This is a genomic window from Iodidimonas gelatinilytica, assembly GCF_008579125.1.
Taxonomy (GTDB): Bacteria; Pseudomonadota; Alphaproteobacteria; order Sphingomonadales; family Rhodothalassiaceae; genus Iodidimonas; species Iodidimonas muriae.
In genome coordinates this window covers 17,959-32,192 of record NZ_BKCL01000014.1, presented here as the reverse complement: position 1 = coordinate 32,192, position 14,234 = coordinate 17,959, and the positions used below count along the sequence as shown (strand labels likewise).

At 61.0% G+C, this 14,234-nt stretch carries 17 protein-coding genes; 13 read left to right on the top strand and 4 right to left on the bottom strand.

What is annotated here, in order from left to right; all coding sequences use genetic code 11:
* Window positions 1–20: 20 nt before the first annotated feature.
* Window positions 21–470, bottom strand: a complete 450-nt coding sequence (locus tag JCM17844_RS17425) for an RrF2 family transcriptional regulator (protein ID WP_150001359.1) — start codon at window positions 468–470, stop codon at window positions 21–23.
* Window positions 471–872: 402 nt separating this feature from the next.
* On the opposite strand from JCM17844_RS17425, the gene JCM17844_RS13085 reads away from it, so the two are divergent.
* The 4 genes from JCM17844_RS13085 to JCM17844_RS13070 all read left to right on the top strand — a co-directional run bounded on the left by JCM17844_RS13085 (window position 873) and on the right by JCM17844_RS13070 (window position 2,807).
* Window positions 873–1,448, top strand: coding sequence for a hypothetical protein (locus JCM17844_RS13085; RefSeq protein ID WP_150001358.1), 576 nt, complete (start codon window positions 873–875; stop codon window positions 1,446–1,448).
* A complete protein-coding gene (locus JCM17844_RS13080; RefSeq protein ID WP_210431986.1) occupies window positions 1,424–1,609 on the top strand; it encodes a DNA -binding domain-containing protein in 186 nt (61 codons plus the stop codon). The genes JCM17844_RS13085 and JCM17844_RS13080 overlap by 25 nt, the downstream gene beginning before the upstream one ends.
* Window positions 1,610–1,710: 101 nt before the next feature.
* Window positions 1,711–1,926, top strand: a complete 216-nt coding sequence (locus JCM17844_RS13075) for a helix-turn-helix transcriptional regulator (protein ID WP_210431985.1) — start codon at window positions 1,711–1,713, stop codon at window positions 1,924–1,926.
* A gap of 5 nt (window positions 1,927–1,931) precedes the next feature.
* On the top strand, window positions 1,932–2,807 hold the full coding sequence (locus JCM17844_RS13070; protein ID WP_150001355.1) for a replication initiator protein A: 876 nt from the start codon (window positions 1,932–1,934) through the stop codon (window positions 2,805–2,807).
* A 19-nt stretch (window positions 2,808–2,826) separates the two neighbouring features.
* On the opposite strand, the gene JCM17844_RS13065 is transcribed toward JCM17844_RS13070, so the two are convergent.
* The 3 genes from JCM17844_RS13065 to JCM17844_RS13055 all read right to left on the bottom strand — a co-directional run bounded on the left by JCM17844_RS13065 (window position 2,827) and on the right by JCM17844_RS13055 (window position 6,885).
* Window positions 2,827–5,853 (bottom strand): AAA domain-containing protein, encoded by a 3,027-nt coding sequence (locus JCM17844_RS13065; RefSeq protein ID WP_150001354.1) that lies wholly within the window; start codon window positions 5,851–5,853, stop codon window positions 2,827–2,829.
* A gap of 163 nt (window positions 5,854–6,016) precedes the next feature.
* Window positions 6,017–6,349, bottom strand: coding sequence for a hypothetical protein (locus tag JCM17844_RS13060; protein WP_150001353.1), 333 nt, complete (start codon window positions 6,347–6,349; stop codon window positions 6,017–6,019).
* Window positions 6,331–6,885 (bottom strand): hypothetical protein, encoded by a 555-nt coding sequence (locus JCM17844_RS13055; RefSeq protein ID WP_150001352.1) that lies wholly within the window; start codon window positions 6,883–6,885, stop codon window positions 6,331–6,333. Before JCM17844_RS13055 ends, JCM17844_RS13060 begins: the two co-directional genes overlap by 19 nt.
* Before the next feature lie 541 nt (window positions 6,886–7,426).
* Between JCM17844_RS13055 and JCM17844_RS13050 the strand changes: the two genes are divergently transcribed.
* Genes JCM17844_RS13050 through traC form a run of 9 tightly spaced genes read left to right on the top strand, consistent with a single transcriptional unit; the run spans window position 7,427 to window position 14,203 of the window.
* A complete protein-coding gene (locus JCM17844_RS13050; RefSeq protein WP_150001351.1) occupies window positions 7,427–7,792 on the top strand; it encodes a hypothetical protein in 366 nt (121 codons plus the stop codon).
* Window positions 7,793–7,818: 26 nt separating this feature from the next.
* Window positions 7,819–8,085, top strand: coding sequence for a type IV conjugative transfer system protein TraL (gene traL / locus JCM17844_RS13045; protein WP_210431984.1), 267 nt, complete (start codon window positions 7,819–7,821; stop codon window positions 8,083–8,085).
* On the top strand, window positions 8,085–8,639 hold the full coding sequence (locus JCM17844_RS13040; protein ID WP_150001349.1) for a TraE/TraK family type IV conjugative transfer system protein: 555 nt from the start codon (window positions 8,085–8,087) through the stop codon (window positions 8,637–8,639). Before traL ends, JCM17844_RS13040 begins: the two co-directional genes overlap by 1 nt.
* Complete coding sequence (locus tag JCM17844_RS17495) at window positions 8,632–9,096, top strand: TraK domain-containing protein (protein WP_150001348.1); 465 nt, start codon at window positions 8,632–8,634, stop codon at window positions 9,094–9,096. Before JCM17844_RS13040 ends, JCM17844_RS17495 begins: the two co-directional genes overlap by 8 nt.
* Entirely contained in the window at window positions 9,093–9,389 is a 297-nt protein-coding gene (locus JCM17844_RS17490) for a hypothetical protein (RefSeq protein ID WP_443093538.1), read from the top strand. Before JCM17844_RS17495 ends, JCM17844_RS17490 begins: the two co-directional genes overlap by 4 nt.
* Window positions 9,386–10,717, top strand: coding sequence for a TraB/TrbI/VirB10 family type IV secretion system protein (locus JCM17844_RS13025; protein WP_150001346.1), 1,332 nt, complete (start codon window positions 9,386–9,388; stop codon window positions 10,715–10,717). Before JCM17844_RS17490 ends, JCM17844_RS13025 begins: the two co-directional genes overlap by 4 nt.
* On the top strand, window positions 10,714–11,472 hold the full coding sequence (locus JCM17844_RS13020) for a DsbC family protein (protein ID WP_150001345.1): 759 nt from the start codon (window positions 10,714–10,716) through the stop codon (window positions 11,470–11,472). The genes JCM17844_RS13025 and JCM17844_RS13020 overlap by 4 nt, the downstream gene beginning before the upstream one ends.
* Window positions 11,469–11,981 carry a TraV family lipoprotein gene (locus tag JCM17844_RS13015; protein WP_150001344.1) on the top strand — a complete coding sequence of 171 codons (513 nt, stop codon included), beginning with the start codon at window positions 11,469–11,471 and terminating at the stop codon, window positions 11,979–11,981. The genes JCM17844_RS13020 and JCM17844_RS13015 overlap by 4 nt, the downstream gene beginning before the upstream one ends.
* A complete protein-coding gene (gene traC / locus JCM17844_RS13010; protein ID WP_150001343.1) occupies window positions 11,978–14,203 on the top strand; it encodes a type IV secretion system protein TraC in 2,226 nt (741 codons plus the stop codon). Before JCM17844_RS13015 ends, traC begins: the two co-directional genes overlap by 4 nt.
* The last annotated feature ends 31 nt before the right edge of the window (window positions 14,204–14,234 follow it).

Here is a 14,234-nt window from a genome sequence, read left to right as displayed (position 1 = left end):
TTGTCGTCTTTTTGGCGTAACTAAGCTTGGAAGAGCCTTCCCTCCTCACACCCGTCCAGGTCTTCAGAGATGTCGGCTATGGTTTTTTCATCCAGTAGCCGCGCGATTGCATCACGGACCTCAATCATCAGTCCTCGGATCCGGCACCGATTGACATCGCCGCAATCATCACAAGGTTGAAACGCATTCCGGCTCGCACAAGGCAACGGCGCCACAGGGCCGTCGATCAACCGAACAACCTCGCCCACCGCAATTTCCGATGGCGACCGCTGTAACCCGTAGCCTCCGCCAAATCCTCGTCGAGCGGATACATATCCCGCATTCTTCAACTGAAGAAGGATCGCCCCGAGAAACCGTCGCGGAACGTTGACGGCCTCAGCAATATCGCTCCCCTGGACGGCGGCAGTTCTGTTTGATGCCGCCAAGTACGCCAACGCCTTGAGCGCATACTTAGCCTTATTCGACAACATCTATCTCACCCCATCTTCCACTGTCCGCCGCCGCATACCGACAGCGTCGATATCGGAAGTCCGGCCCATTCGCCCCCTAAGAGCCCTTCGCACGCAACACGATACGACGAGGCTGCCAAGGCATATTCCCTAAAGGGTTGCATTTGGGCCGTCCGACCAATATCCTTTTCACCATTTACTCTACCTACTTTATCGTCTTTGTGTAAATCATTTTATTTATACATTTTCTTTGTGTTTTTATGTGGAGCCATCCAAAGGCGGGGGCCGTCCGGCCCCCATCGTGGTCCGCTGCCACCGAAGCTGGGAGGGACACGCAAGACAATCACAAAGGCAGAACTGCCCGCCTGCCCCACTGATCAACCAGGAATTTCGCGACCCCGATCCGAATGACAAGGAAAAATCATGGACACTTCAAAACTACCCCACCCCCTGAGAGCCTGGAAATTCCTCCGAAGAAACCCGAATTACCAGGCAGAGTGGCGTTCTCGCTCCTCCAAAATCCGCCGTGCGTCCGATGAATATGACTTCCCGATTCATCGGCAGACGCGGCAAGACCTCCGGGCCGCACAGTGGGGGCTCCTCGCTTATGAGGACCCCAACGCCGGTGCCGGTCACGCCGCACCATTCTGGGCCATCGGGCCGATGCTCGACGCCGAAATCTCCGAAGACGACGGCGTTCCTCTGCTCCCCGCGCTCTGTCAATCCGGCGCACGCGTATCGGGATTGAGGCTACAGGGCGGCGGCTTGGTTTTGACGGTCACGAAGGACGGAACCGCCATGCAATTGCGTTTTCCCAATGACCGCCTCCCCGGCTCATCGTTCGGCGTCGTCCTGCGCATTCCCCTGGGCCTGCGCTTACCCGTTCTGCTGTCGTGCACTCACGATCTATGGACCGTCTTGGCCGGCGAACAGTTTAAAAAAGTCGAGGCCGCGGTTCGAGGGACCTGGGCGAATTGCTTCTCGCTCTTGACGGCGTGACCGCCGGGAAATCTCACCGCGACATCGCCATTGACCTTTTCGGTGCGGATGCCGTCAAGGCAGAATGGGACGCCGGGAGTTGGATGCGCAGCCGTGTGCGGCGGCGCATTCGCAAAGCGCTATACCTCATGAACGGCGGCTACCGGGAGCTTCTGGAATAACGCTTCACCGGGACGGTCGTTTCCGCATCTGCCGATTTCGACCGTATCGGCTTTCGCCCCTCATCGCTTGAATTGCTCCAACGCATATGGAGGAGCAAGCGATGAGCCTGAACGACACCGAACACAACAGTCCCCGATATCTCAGCACCAAACAGGCCGCCATGTACGTGGGCCTGAGTCCCTGCACCTTGAACCGCATGCGGGTCACCGGCGAAGGCCCCCGATACGCCAAGGCCGGGCGGCGGGTGGTTTACGACCGCGCCGATCTCGACGCCTGGATCGACGAACGCAAACGCAGCTTCACCGGCGAAGCCTGATCTCAATGGCCCGGACTGCGCCGTCGGAACGGCGCCAACTGGACCTGTTCTCCTGCATCCCCGAACCGTCCGGCATCCGCGACTATCAGGATCTGATGGCGTTTCCGTTCTTTTCGCTGGCCAAGGGACGACGAATCAAGTCTTTGCTCTATGACCGCGACGGCGTGACCATCCGCGTCGAGGCCGTGCCCGAATACGGCATGGCGACCATCTGGGACGCCGACGTGCTGATCTGGGCGGCCAGCCAGATCATGGACGCCCGCAACAGGGGAGCATCGACCTCACGCCTGCTCCGCTTCATGCCGCACCAGTTCCTGCGCTTCGCGGGCCGCCCCACGGGCAAGCTGGGCTACGAGCGATTCCGCGCCGCGCTCGACCGCCTGCAATCGACCACCGTGCAAACCAACCTGCGCGCCGAGGTTCCCGCCTCGGATGCAACGGACGGACGTCAACGCAAAGCCCGACGCCTACACCGTTTTAGTTGGATCAACGAATGGAGCGAACTGACCGTCGGCGGCACGACCAGGGGCATGGAGATCATCCTGCCCGATTGGTTCTATCAGGGCATCGTCAACGAACGCCTGGTGCTCGCCATCGACCCCGCCTACTTCACCCTTACCGGCGGGATCGAACGCTGGCTCTACCGCCTCGCCCGCAAACACGGCGGTCGCAGCAAGAAAGGCTGGGGCTTCACCTTCAAAACGCTGTACGAGAAAAGCGGCAGCTTGGCGCGCTATTCCGACTTCGCGCTCGATCTGCGCCGCATCGTGGAAAAGCAGAGTATTCCCGGATACGAGCTCACCCTTACGCGGGATCGGCGGAATCGGGAGTGTCTTCAGGTGACACGGTGCGATCCGTTACGCTTGGCTAGGTATAGCTGACGCCTCTGGAGTCGTGTTGCTATGTGAGATGTCGAAGGCGCTCGGCAACGGCATTTGGGGTTTTCAGCACATCCACCGCCGGAATTCGGATAACGGTGTAACCGGCGGCTTCGGCGATTCTGTCCCGGATCTCATCTTCCTGGAACCGATCATTCTCGCAGTGTGTGGCGCCATCGACTTCAAGATCATACCTGTTCCCCGAGGGTGAGACATAAACGAAATCCAATCGGTACGGCGCCTGGTCCTTGTGCCGATATAGCGGAACCTCTTCGCAGCATTCGAAACCCAACTTGTCCAAGATACGGGCGAAGGCGGCTTCGGCCTCGCTTCTCGGTGTTGGCCGCCCTGCTTTCCTGTCGGACAGTTTGCGAGCGTAGTCCGCGAGGTCTTTTAGCGCCCCGCCCGCAGCCAAGCAGCTTCCTGCATCGCCGACGACAGACAATGCAGCCCGCGCTCGCGTGACGGCGACATTGAGAAGTTCGTCGGAATGCGCTGCGAACCGAACCAAGCTTTCCTTCATACCCTTGGTGACGACCGGCGAAAATATCATCACATCGCATTCGCTTCCCTGGAATGCATGTGCGGTTCCGACAGTCACACGTTTCTCATAAGACGACCACCACGATTGTGCCGACAGCATGTTCACGATCAAGTCAGCCTGCAATCGGAACGGCGTGACCACGCCAATCGTGGTGGTGGCATTACGAAGCCGGTCCAAGACGGACTGGATCAGGCTCACAACGGCCTGCGCTTCCGTTTCGTTTGCCGCGCTCTTAGCGGTTCGGAGAAGAGTCCCATCGACGTGTTGCCACGTCATGCCCGCCTGGAGGCCATCGACAGAAGTTGCCGCAGCAGTCCGCGCCACGAGGCGGTCGGCATAAAATGCCATGTTGGAAAACCCGATGATGTCCGGATGGCAGCGGTAATGTTGGGAAAGCAGAAGTTCGTCGTCACCCCGCGCCACTGCGGAGCTTGCCGCGATGTCGTAGGCGGACCGAGTGATCGGGGAGAAATTCACCAAGAGGTCTGATGCATCAGACTTATCCGCCACGTAGGTTTCCTGATCCGACGTAACGCCGGGTATGTGTCGCAACTGCTTTGGATCTCCCACGAACACGGCCCGTTTAGCCCGGAAAAGGAGGGGCAGAACCGATGCGAAATCGCACTGGCTGGCTTCGTCGATCACGACGCAATCAAACAAGCCCGGCTCGAATGGAACCGCAGCTCCCACCGACAGGTTCGTCGTGATCCAGATAGGCAGGCCATCCAGGACCGATTGGGCGCTTTGGCGATACCCGTCAAAGAACGCCTTGTTCTTCCCCCCACCCTTGAGCCATCGGTCAACATGGTCGAAATACCGGTCCGCCGCGTCCTTCAGGCTGCCTGCCTTGCTGGAAAGCCTGTCCGACCAAGCGGCACGGAACAGGGCTTTGCCCGCCGCCACCCTCCGGTTGTTAACATCGTCCAGTTCGGGAAATATCGTTTCCGCAGTCCGCAAGGCCTCCAATCGGGCTTCGGCTTCCCGGCGCAGGACATGCGAACGAACCCAATTGCAGTGCTGTTCGAGCCACAAGGCAGCAATGCCCAGGCTCTCAGCGGAACTACGCCCCTCCCCTGGAAACGCATGGTTCTGGATGGCGATGGGCAGCGCCCCATACAGATCACGGAGGTTGGCCTCTATCCCCTCCAGCAGTCTCGCACCCATCAATAGTTTGAGGATGGCGAAGAGTAGACCGGCAGGTTCTTTGCCTGTCCAGCGCCTCAGCTTGCCGACAATGCGTCGTAACTTCGTGGTATCGACGGGGCCGAGTTCCTCCTGGCCAAGATGCTCGACCCATATTGGCGGTAGGGTGGACGTGATTTGCTTCTCGTTCGCCAAGGCACGTTCAATGTCGGCCTGGGCGCTGCGGTTAGCGTCTAATTCCCGCTGCAACCCGTCGCGTTCCAGCGACAATGCCTCAAGCTGGCGCAAGAGGTCGGGAATCTGGGACTGCCCATCCGCCGCGACAAGATGCCCCAGCTTCCCCGTCATGTCCGTCCGCGTTTCCTGAAATGCCTGCTGATTGCCCAGTCGGAACGTGAAATCGCCGGCGCCATCCATGAGCTCGGCAACGCGGCGGCGGACCTCATCAAGGGGCTTGTTGTTGTTGCTGGCGAGCAACACGCTCTCCCCTGAAGCAATGCAGTTCGCCAGAATGTTTACCACCACTTGGGATTTCCCGGTACCTGGCGGCCCAGTAATCACCGTCAACGAGGCCGATAAAGCACGGTCAACCGCATCAGACTGCTGCCGGTTCATCGCAGACACTTCGAACCGAGGCGGCCTAGGTTTGGGTTCTAGAAGAGAATTCAACATCGGATCGAGAACGGCCCCTAGGGCGGTATCGGGGATTTTGGGTTGCAAAAACTTGGATTGATCGACGAACCGGCTCAGCTCGTACCGCAGACGGTACTTAACGCCGCTAACGTCGCACACGAAAAGGATCGGGGTCTTGGACCACTGCCGCCCGTTGGTTCGTTGGGGCATGGGGTCCAACATGTTGTCGGCCAGTAGGCTATCCGGGATATCCAGCGCGGCGGCAGCGGCCTCAAATTGAGCGTCAAACGCACCAAAATCTCCCGTCAGCTCTCTGGCGAGGAGGTCAACCTCCTCGCGGGACAGCCCCGCTTCCTCCAACAGCAGGCGGTTAATGCCCAGGCTTTTCAAAACCGGATGGAGAGAATAGGCAGCCTCTCCGCCATCTTCCCGCCGACGGACATCCACCTCGATAAAGAACAATGGAGAGATATAGCCGTCCTCATACAGGCGCAGAGGGTAGCCGTAATGAAGGCGGGTCGTGTCTTCGAGAAATTGATCGACAGCACTGTCCCCTGAAGGGACAACAACCTCTGCGACGTTAGGGCCGAATAACGGCTCTTCGCAGCGCCACGGGGCGATGAACTTGGCTCCGGCCTGATTGCGCCGCAGCCTCAATCCCCCCAGCGACTCCTCGTCGATGCACCGGACCAGGAACTCTGCCAGACGGGGAAAATCACCCAAATCCATATGTCGTCTCACAAAAGTCAGCGGCACTCTGCTCACACGGCAGCCTTATTATCCCACGGCAGCAATCGACATCTTCGGCACCTTGAGGTTGCGTGCCACAATCGCCCATCAAGCTCGGCCCACACAGCATCCGGTAGCCCTGGTCTTCATCATCCATTTCCTGTCACACCAATCCAGCAGACTGTAGGTGGCTTAAGAGCTCTCTAACAGTCATAAAACGAACATCATATTTTTCCTCTAACCACTCACGGTTTTGAGCATCAAGAATCGATTTATCCGCATTGCTCTTGCCTTCATCACCCGTACAAAAAACATCGATCCCATATGCGATGTGGGATGCAACGCTGTCGCCATCGGCCCATTCACGAAAAGCTCGTTTTACGGCATTCTCTTCGTGAACATCTTTTGCGGCATCAAGAGAACGGAACCAAACCCGCTGCGGATCAACCTCCTCTCCAATTTCCTGCCCCAGAGCTTTTAATCTTGCATACCCCACACCCCGAGCCTCAATGGCAGAACCAACGTCTTGAACCGCTTCAAGCCATTCAGCCAATTGCCCACGATCATTATTGGTAGATAGAATTTCCCATCTGGATCGTCATAGGAGAACGCTCCGAATCTTGGAGGAGCTTTCAAGACCTTTACTCCCAAACCATGAGCCGCCTTTACTCGACGCAGAACCTCTGGATGCAGCGGTGCCCTGTCTGGCTGGGAAACAGTGATATTCAAAGAAATAGTTGTAATATCATCGTTTCCAATCTTAGCCCGAATATCTGGATGAAGGTCTCTAGTTGAGGTAATAGTCTCCTCGCTGGTAGAAGTCGTCAGCTTCGTCCCGGAGAAAACCTTTGCTCTATCAGCATTTTGTATTCCCTCAATCGTCAGCATCGTGACTGAATAATACCCAGCCATATTGCCGGCCTTTAGCGCGTCATGAACTTTCTGATAAACAGCTTGGTTAGAATCCTTTGGGAACCGCTCCGGGCGACACGCTTTATCCAAGGCATTCGTATCAAATGTCACGGAAATCATATCTCACCTTTCCATTTTGGATTGGCCATCAGCATCAATCCATACCGTGAGCAAAACTATACATCACCTATTTATGGTATATGGCAAAAAGTGCTCCACTTTCCATCCACGCCCCCACCCACACGTCTGTGGATAAGATCACGCGCGCCGATTCATAACCCTGTGCAAAACCCGTTTTGGCGTTCGTACGATCAGGCGCACGGGTGTCGTACTTTCAGGCGCAAACATTCGTACCATCAGGCGCAACATTGACGATAACGCCTTGTTTTCGCGCCGCCAATCCGGCCTTAAAAACTGAATCAAACTTATAAAAACTTTCTGTTGTTGGGGCAGCCGATTTTCACCTGGGCAGCCCTCCAGCCGGACGGCGCGGCGTAAAAAAAATTCGCCGTAGCTGGAATTGTCTGGGCTGATTTGGGGTTATCAGGGCTTGGCTAAAATTGCTCTAAGTTATTGTTTTTGTTAAATTTTTTGGTTTGACAGGGCGCCTTTTCTCGCCTTTCCTTCTGGCCACAACCGCCCAAGGAAGGGGAGAGCGAACATGCTCAGGTCTCGTATTTTTTGTCTGCAAAGGGGGCTTCGCCCCTCGCCCGCCATGCGGGTTCACGCCAACCGCGTCACCGGTGTCGCCATCGTCGCCGGGCTGACTTTGATCGCCGCCCTGGCGGTGGCCTCCTCGGCCCAAGCCGGAACCGGCGGCACCGAATTTTCCGCCGTCAACAACCGCATCACCGACATGGTCGAGGGCGGCGGCGGCAAACTGGCGGCCGGGCTCGGTCTGGTCGCGGCGCTGGCGGCGTCGGTGATCCGCTTCAACATCTGGGCGGTGATCGGCGCGTTCGGCGTCGGCGCCATCGCCGGGTACGGGCTGCCCATCGTCACCTCGTCCATCTCCGCCTTGATCTGAACGGAGCGGCGAAGATGGAAGCCTACATGATCCCCAAACGCCTGGACGAGCCGGAGCGCTGGATGTTCTGGACGGTCGACGAGGCCCTGGTCATGCTTGGGCCCCTGATCGGCGGCATGCTGAGCGGCTATCTGCTGATCGGCGCGGGCATCGGGATCGGCGGGTTTCTGTTGTTGCGCCGGATGAAGGGCAACGGCCAGGCCAACTTAGGCCTCTACGCGCTCTATTGGTTCTTTCCCAACGTGTTCCGCTTCAAGGCGACGCCGCCGTCGTGCGTGCGGAGGTACGTCTGATGGACTTGGCCGGTCACAACGCGCACCTGCACGCCGTCACCGTCTGGCGCAATCTGTTGCTCGCCGGACTGGCCTTGAGCCTTTCGGTCAACGTGCTGTTGGGGCTGGCCGTGCTGACCAAGCGCGAAACCGTGGTCATGGTGCCGTCGCCCGCCGGACGGGTCTATTCCACCGGCGAGCGTGTCAACGCCGCCTATCTGGAGGATATGGCCCGCGACGTCGCGCTGACGTTTCTCAACGTCCACCCCGGCACCACGGATTATGTGCAGGACGCCATCTTGAAGATCGCCCATCCCGCCTTTTACGGCCAGTTCAAGCGCGCCTTCGACACCTGGCTTGCCGACATCAAAGCCCGAAAGCTCGCCACCGCCTTCTACCCCACCACCGTCACCGCCGACACCGGCGCGCTCACCGTGCGGATCACCGGCGTGCTCAAGAGCTTCATCGGGGAATCCCAGGTCGACAGCGAAGCGGTGACCTACCGCATCGGCTTCGTGAACGCAGCCGGGCGTCTCACCTTAAGCCAGTTCGAGGAGGAAAAACCCCATGAGTAACCAAGCCCGCATCACCCTTCTCCCCATGACCGTGGCTGTGACCGTCGCCGCGACCTTCACCGGGCTCGTCGCCATGGCCGCTCCCGCTTCCGCCCTGCAAATCAAGCAAGGCGTGGACGGAGCGCAAGTCACGGCCACCGTTTCGGCGGGCGAGATCAGCCGCATCGCGCTCACCCAAGACCGCATCCGAATGGTCAACGGCGACCCCGACGTTGACATCACCCATGACGAGGTCTCCGGCGACATCTACATCAAGCCCACCGTGGCGCCGCTCGTAAAGCCGTTGAACCTGTTCATCGCCACGGAAAAGGGCTTCACCTACCAACTCCTTCTGGTGCCCGAGAACGTGCCGTCGGAACAGATCCTGATCCGCAACGCCGACGCGCTCGCGGGCAGCGCGGAAGCCAGGCCTGGGAAGCGCAAACGCCGATCCACGCCTCGGTCATCGAAGTCATGAAGGCCACCGCCGGGATCATCCCACCGCCTGTGGGTTACGTAAGAAAACCCATCCAAGGCGAGGCCGAACGCCAAGGCGCTTTGTCGATCCTCAAGACCTTCGAAGTCACCGGCACGGCGTTGCAGGGCGTGGCCTTGCAGGTCCGCAACACCGGAACGGACGCAGTGACGCTCACCGAGCGCGATCTGTTCGCCCCCGGCCAAGCCGCCGTGTGGCTTCCGGCCCGCACCATCGGCGCGGATGAGACCATCACCGCCTACGTGGTCCATCGCCGCATGGGGGGCGCACAATGAAGACGCGCGCCAACGAGCTCCTACAACGCGCCACCAACCGGCAAAAAGCCGCCTTGGGCGTCAGCGCTGCCGCTCTTGGCGCGGGGGTGTTGTGGTTTCTCGCGGACGGCGCGGCGCCCTCCGCGCCGATCCAAAATGCGGACACGGCGACCACCCGGATCGTCGCCGACCTGACGCGCGGCGCACGGGCGGAACGCTCCTGGCTGGACATCTCCGAAGAGCGCATGGCCGCCATGGAGGGTCGCCTCAAGCGCCTGGAAGCGGAACGACAAAAACTGGAACGGGACAATGCGGACCTTGCCAAGCAAAACACCGACATGGCGGACAACGCCACCCGCGCCATCGACGCCCAGGCGCAAGAGATCGAGCGGCTGCAAGGAGAGATCGAAGCGCTCCGGGAAAAACCGGGAGAGCCCCAGGACCGTAAAACGTCGGCCGCGCCGCAAGGACAAGCCCAGACCGGACTCCCCACCGCCGTTACCCGCAATCCCTTCGAGCAAGTCCGGGGCGATTTGGCCCCGCAAATCCGCCGCCGCACGGATTTGAACTCGTCCACTGCGACCGGCGCGACGAACAGCGTGACTCCGTCATCGAGCACCTTGATCCATTTCAACCTGGGCGCCCGCGAAGGCGGCTCCAAAACGCTCGACCGCTACGTGCCCGCCGGAGCCTACGCACCGGCGGAAGTGATCGGCGGCGTCGATGCGGCCGTCGGCGTGAACGCCCAAGCCGATCCCCGCCCGGTGCTGTTCCGCATCACCGGCCCGGCGGTGACGGCCGCGCTCGGCGGGACCAAACAAACCGCCGACCTCACCGGCTGCACGGTCACCGGCGCGGCATTTGGCGACCTGTCCTCGGAGAAGGTTTACGTGCGCCTGCAAACCATGACCTGCGCGCGCCGCCCGGGCGAAGTGTTCGAGACCGCAGTTCAGGGCTACATGGCCGGCGCGGGCAAGGCCGGCGTGCGCGGCCAGGTGGTCAGCCGCGAAGGCGCACTGGTCGCCCAATCCTTCCTGGCCGGAGCCATCGGCGGCATCGGCGGCGCGACCGCCCAATCCCTGCAACCGGACACGCTCACGACAACCACCGGCGTGACCACCCCGGCCCAGCCGCTTCAAGACATCATCAAGGGCGGCCTCGGTCAGGGCCTCGACGCCGCCGGAAGCAAAGTCTCCGACTACCTGGTCAAACGCGCCGAGCAGTACCAGCCGGTGATCGTCATGCAGGCCGGAACCAAGGTCGAACTGGTGTTCATCGCGGGCGTCACCCTGACCCCTGACGCCGCCATCGCTCCGCGAACCGCGCAAACGAAAGGAACCAACGGATGACCCCGTCACGATTGATAACCGGCGGGACCGCCGCCGCACTGCTCTTTTGCACATCCCCCGTTTGGGCGGACGACCTGGACGACGTGCGCGCCGCGCTAAAAACGACCCTGCCGAACACGGAGATTTCGTCCGTTCGGGAAAGCGTCCTGCCGGGCCTCTACGAACTGGTCACCGGCAGCAATCTCCTCTACGTCGAAAAGAGCGGGCGCTACGCCCTCATCGGAACGCTCTACGATTTGCAGAGCCACGTAGACCTGACCGCCAAGCGCCGGGACGAACTCCATCTCGCTCTTCAAACGGACAAGACCGTCGAAGCGCCGTTGGCGTCCATTCCTTGGGATCAACTGCCGGAAAATGCGGCCATCGTCGAAAACGCTGGCGCGCCTTACAAGCTCGCTGTCTTCGCCGACGTGAACTGCCCCTACTGCCGCCGCCTCGCAGAAACCCTCAAGGGGCTGCCCGAGGTCGAGACGCACACCTACCTGATGAGCTTGTGGGGGCGCTCCATCGCGCCGACCAAGGCGGTGCTCTGCGCGGCGGATAAGGCTGCGGCTCTGCACCAAGCCTTCGACGACACCTTGGACACGCCGTCCGCAGCCCCCTGCGACACGGACGCGCTGGAGCGCACCAACGCCTTCGCCGCCGAACACGGGATCGCCGGAACGCCGTTTTTGATGCGCGCCGACGGCGTCACCGCCGCCGGTCTGAAAAGCCCCGCCGCCCTGCTCGCCTGGCTGAAGGAGGCCGCCCAATGATGCGCCTTTCTCCCATCGTGCTCATTATCTCGCTTGCCGGTTGCGCGGCGGGCAATCCCAACGTCAGCGGCCAATGGGACTGCCCGGCCCAGCAAGGTCTCGCCTGCGCCACCATCGGCGAGGCCGACGCCCGCGCGGACACCGCCATTCACGTCACGCCTCTCGATCCCTTGTCCGCTCCCTCCGAGGTTTTCAGCTCCGCCGCCCCTCCCTCCCCTGGGGCCACCGTTCCCGGCGGGGACGCTTCTTCCCTCCCCGAAGCGCTCCCCGTCGGGACGGTCGGTGGCGTGCCGGAAACGCGGGTGCCAAAAACGCGGGTACGAGAAACCGAAGTGCTGGCCAAGGTCTGGTTCTATCCCTTCGTCGACGGCGGCGGACACTACCACGAGGGCGGCTTCGTCCATGTGGTCATGCGCCCGGCCAATTGGCGGACCGCGCCCGAACACCTGTTCCCCGCCAACCCGGAACACACAACCGGGAACGACAAGAGCGGAACGGAAACACCATGACCGTGCTCGATGCCCTCAACCGCAAGATCAGCATGCTGTTTACCGACGAGCGGTTCCTGGAGCCCCATGGCCCGCCGCCGGTGGACGAGCCCATCGTCGGCCTGTTGCCCTACCGGGCCTATGACCAACAAAGTGGCCTGTTCGTCAACCGCGCGTCCTGCGGTTTCATGTTGGAAGTCGCGCCACTCACGGGCGCCACCGAACAGACCATCAGCCTGTTGACGGCTGCGTTCTCCGACAACATGCCCGACCGATCTTCGTTGCAGATCATGTGCTGGGCCTCGCCCCATGTGGGCGGCATTCTGGATGGCTGGCGGGATGCGCGCGACGGCGCGCCCGAGGTCTACCGCATGCTGGCCGAAAAGCGCACGGGGTATTTCGAAGGCGGCGGCTGGACATCGCCGCTGCCGGGCACGGCGCACCTGCTGCGCAACTTCCGCATCTTCGTCTGCGGCTCCATGCCGGGCTCGCTGGAAAAGAACCGCGGCACGCTGTCCGCCGCGAGACGCAACCTGCTCACCGCCATGAGCGGACTGGGCACCCCCGCCAAGGCCCTTGGCCCTGAAGAGTTCCTCGCCATCGTCGATGAATGGCTGTTCCCCTTGAAGGAGGATCGCCGCGATCCGGTCGAATGGCGCGGCCTCGATCCCTTGCACCAGCAATTTGCCCAAGGGGAAAACGCCATCTCTGTCCATCCGTGGCGGCTGGTGTTTGCCGGCACCCACGACGTGCGCTGCCTGTCCGTGCAGAACTGGCCCGAGGTGTGGGCGCAATGGCAGGGCGGCAACCTGATCGGCTCGCCCTACTCGGACTTCCAGCGTGTCCCCTGCCCGTTCCTCGCCTCCCTGTCGTTCACCGTCGGCACCGACACGTCTGATAGCACGCGCGCCAACCTCAAGGCGGCGCGGTCCACCCAACAGGCTGACACCGATCTCGCCCGCTTCCTGCCCATGATCCGCGAACAGGCACGCGAATGGCAGTACATCTCACAGAAGGTCCGCGAGGGCCACAAGCTGGCGCGCTGCTTCTATCAGATCGTCACCTACGCCCCCTTGCGCACCGGCGACGAGGCCGAACAAGCCGTGCGCAGCTTGTACAAGGCCAACGGCTGGCGCTTGAGCCGGGACCGCTACGTGCAGCTCCAATCGTTTCTGAGTGCCATGCCGTTCTTCCCCGCCGAGGGCATGACCGCCGAGTTAGCGCGGCTGGGGCGCACCAAAACCCTGGTCACCTGGACCTGCGCCAATCTGGCCCCCTTGCAAGGCGAATGGAAAGGTATGAACTCGCCCTGCATGCTGTTAATCGGCAGGCGCGGTCAGCCGTTTTACTGGGACCCCTTCGCCAACCAGGAAGGCAACTACAACGTCGCCGTGATCGGCAAGTCCGGATCGGGAAAATCGGTGTTCATGCAGGAACTGGTGGCCTCGGTCGCGGGCGCAGGCGGTCAGGTGATCGTCATCGACGACGGGTACTCCTTCATGAACTCGTGCCTGTTGCAGGGCGGGGATTTCGTGGAGTTTTCCGGCGAGCGGGAGATTTGCCTCAACCCGTTTTCCATCATTGACGCCGACGCCTTCGAGTCTGACCCCGAATACCGCGAGGGTGCGCTTTCGATGATCTGCGGATTGGTGCAGCAGATGTGCCGCACCAAATCCGAGACCGACGATTACGAGAATTCGCATATCGAACGCGCCGTCGCCGAAGTCTGGCGCGCCAAGGGCACGGCGGGCGAGATCAACGACGTCGGCCTCGCCCTGGAAGCGGGCAAGGACAAGCGGGTTCGCGATCTCGCGCAAATGCTGCGCCCGTGTATGCGCGGCGGCATCTACGAGCGTTATTGGAACGGCCAATGCACGCTCAAGATCGGCAGCCACCTGACCGTGTTCGAGCTGTCCGGCATCAAGACCCGCAAGGACCTGCAAGGCTTGGTCATGATGATGATGATGTTTTTGGCGTCGGACGCCATGTATCACGGCGACCGGCAACGCCGCGGCGCGGTGGTCATCGACGAGGCCTGGGACCTGCTGCATGGCCCGGCGTCCAAGATCTTTATCGAAGGGCTGGCCCGACGCGCGCGCAAGTACAACGGCGCGCTGATCACCGGCACCCAGACGGTCAACGACTACTACAAGAACGACGCCGCCCTGGCGTCGTATGAGAACACCGACTGGATCTGCTTCCTGGCGCAGAAGGCCGACAGCATCAACTTCCTCAAGAACTAGGGTCGCATCGCCGTCGACGAGGCCATGGAGC

What these genes read in the sequence shown, in the direction of transcription:
- JCM17844_RS17495 (WP_150001348.1), top strand. Translation starts at nt 8,632, where the DNA reads ATGAGTAACCAAGCCCGCATCACCCTTCTCCCCATGACCGTGGCTGTG.
- JCM17844_RS13075 (WP_210431985.1), top strand. Translation starts at nt 1,711, where the DNA reads ATGAGCCTGAACGACACCGAACACAACAGTCCCCGATATCTCAGCACC.
- JCM17844_RS13085 (WP_150001358.1), top strand. Translation starts at nt 873, where the DNA reads ATGGACACTTCAAAACTACCCCACCCCCTGAGAGCCTGGAAATTCCTC.
- JCM17844_RS13015 (WP_150001344.1), top strand. Translation starts at nt 11,469, where the DNA reads ATGATGCGCCTTTCTCCCATCGTGCTCATTATCTCGCTTGCCGGTTGC.
- JCM17844_RS13070 (WP_150001355.1), top strand. Translation starts at nt 1,932, where the DNA reads ATGGCCCGGACTGCGCCGTCGGAACGGCGCCAACTGGACCTGTTCTCC.
- JCM17844_RS17490 (WP_443093538.1), top strand. Translation starts at nt 9,093, where the DNA reads ATGAAGGCCACCGCCGGGATCATCCCACCGCCTGTGGGTTACGTAAGA.
- JCM17844_RS13050 (WP_150001351.1), top strand. Translation starts at nt 7,427, where the DNA reads ATGCTCAGGTCTCGTATTTTTTGTCTGCAAAGGGGGCTTCGCCCCTCG.
- JCM17844_RS13055 (WP_150001352.1), bottom strand. Translation starts at nt 6,885, where the DNA reads ATGATTTCCGTGACATTTGATACGAATGCCTTGGATAAAGCGTGTCGC.
- traC (WP_150001343.1), top strand. Translation starts at nt 11,978, where the DNA reads ATGACCGTGCTCGATGCCCTCAACCGCAAGATCAGCATGCTGTTTACC.
- JCM17844_RS17425 (WP_150001359.1), bottom strand. Translation starts at nt 470, where the DNA reads ATGTTGTCGAATAAGGCTAAGTATGCGCTCAAGGCGTTGGCGTACTTG.
- traL (WP_210431984.1), top strand. Translation starts at nt 7,819, where the DNA reads ATGATCCCCAAACGCCTGGACGAGCCGGAGCGCTGGATGTTCTGGACG.
- JCM17844_RS13065 (WP_150001354.1), bottom strand. Translation starts at nt 5,853, where the DNA reads ATGGATTTGGGTGATTTTCCCCGTCTGGCAGAGTTCCTGGTCCGGTGC.
- JCM17844_RS13020 (WP_150001345.1), top strand. Translation starts at nt 10,714, where the DNA reads ATGACCCCGTCACGATTGATAACCGGCGGGACCGCCGCCGCACTGCTC.
- JCM17844_RS13040 (WP_150001349.1), top strand. Translation starts at nt 8,085, where the DNA reads ATGGACTTGGCCGGTCACAACGCGCACCTGCACGCCGTCACCGTCTGG.
- JCM17844_RS13025 (WP_150001346.1), top strand. Translation starts at nt 9,386, where the DNA reads ATGAAGACGCGCGCCAACGAGCTCCTACAACGCGCCACCAACCGGCAA.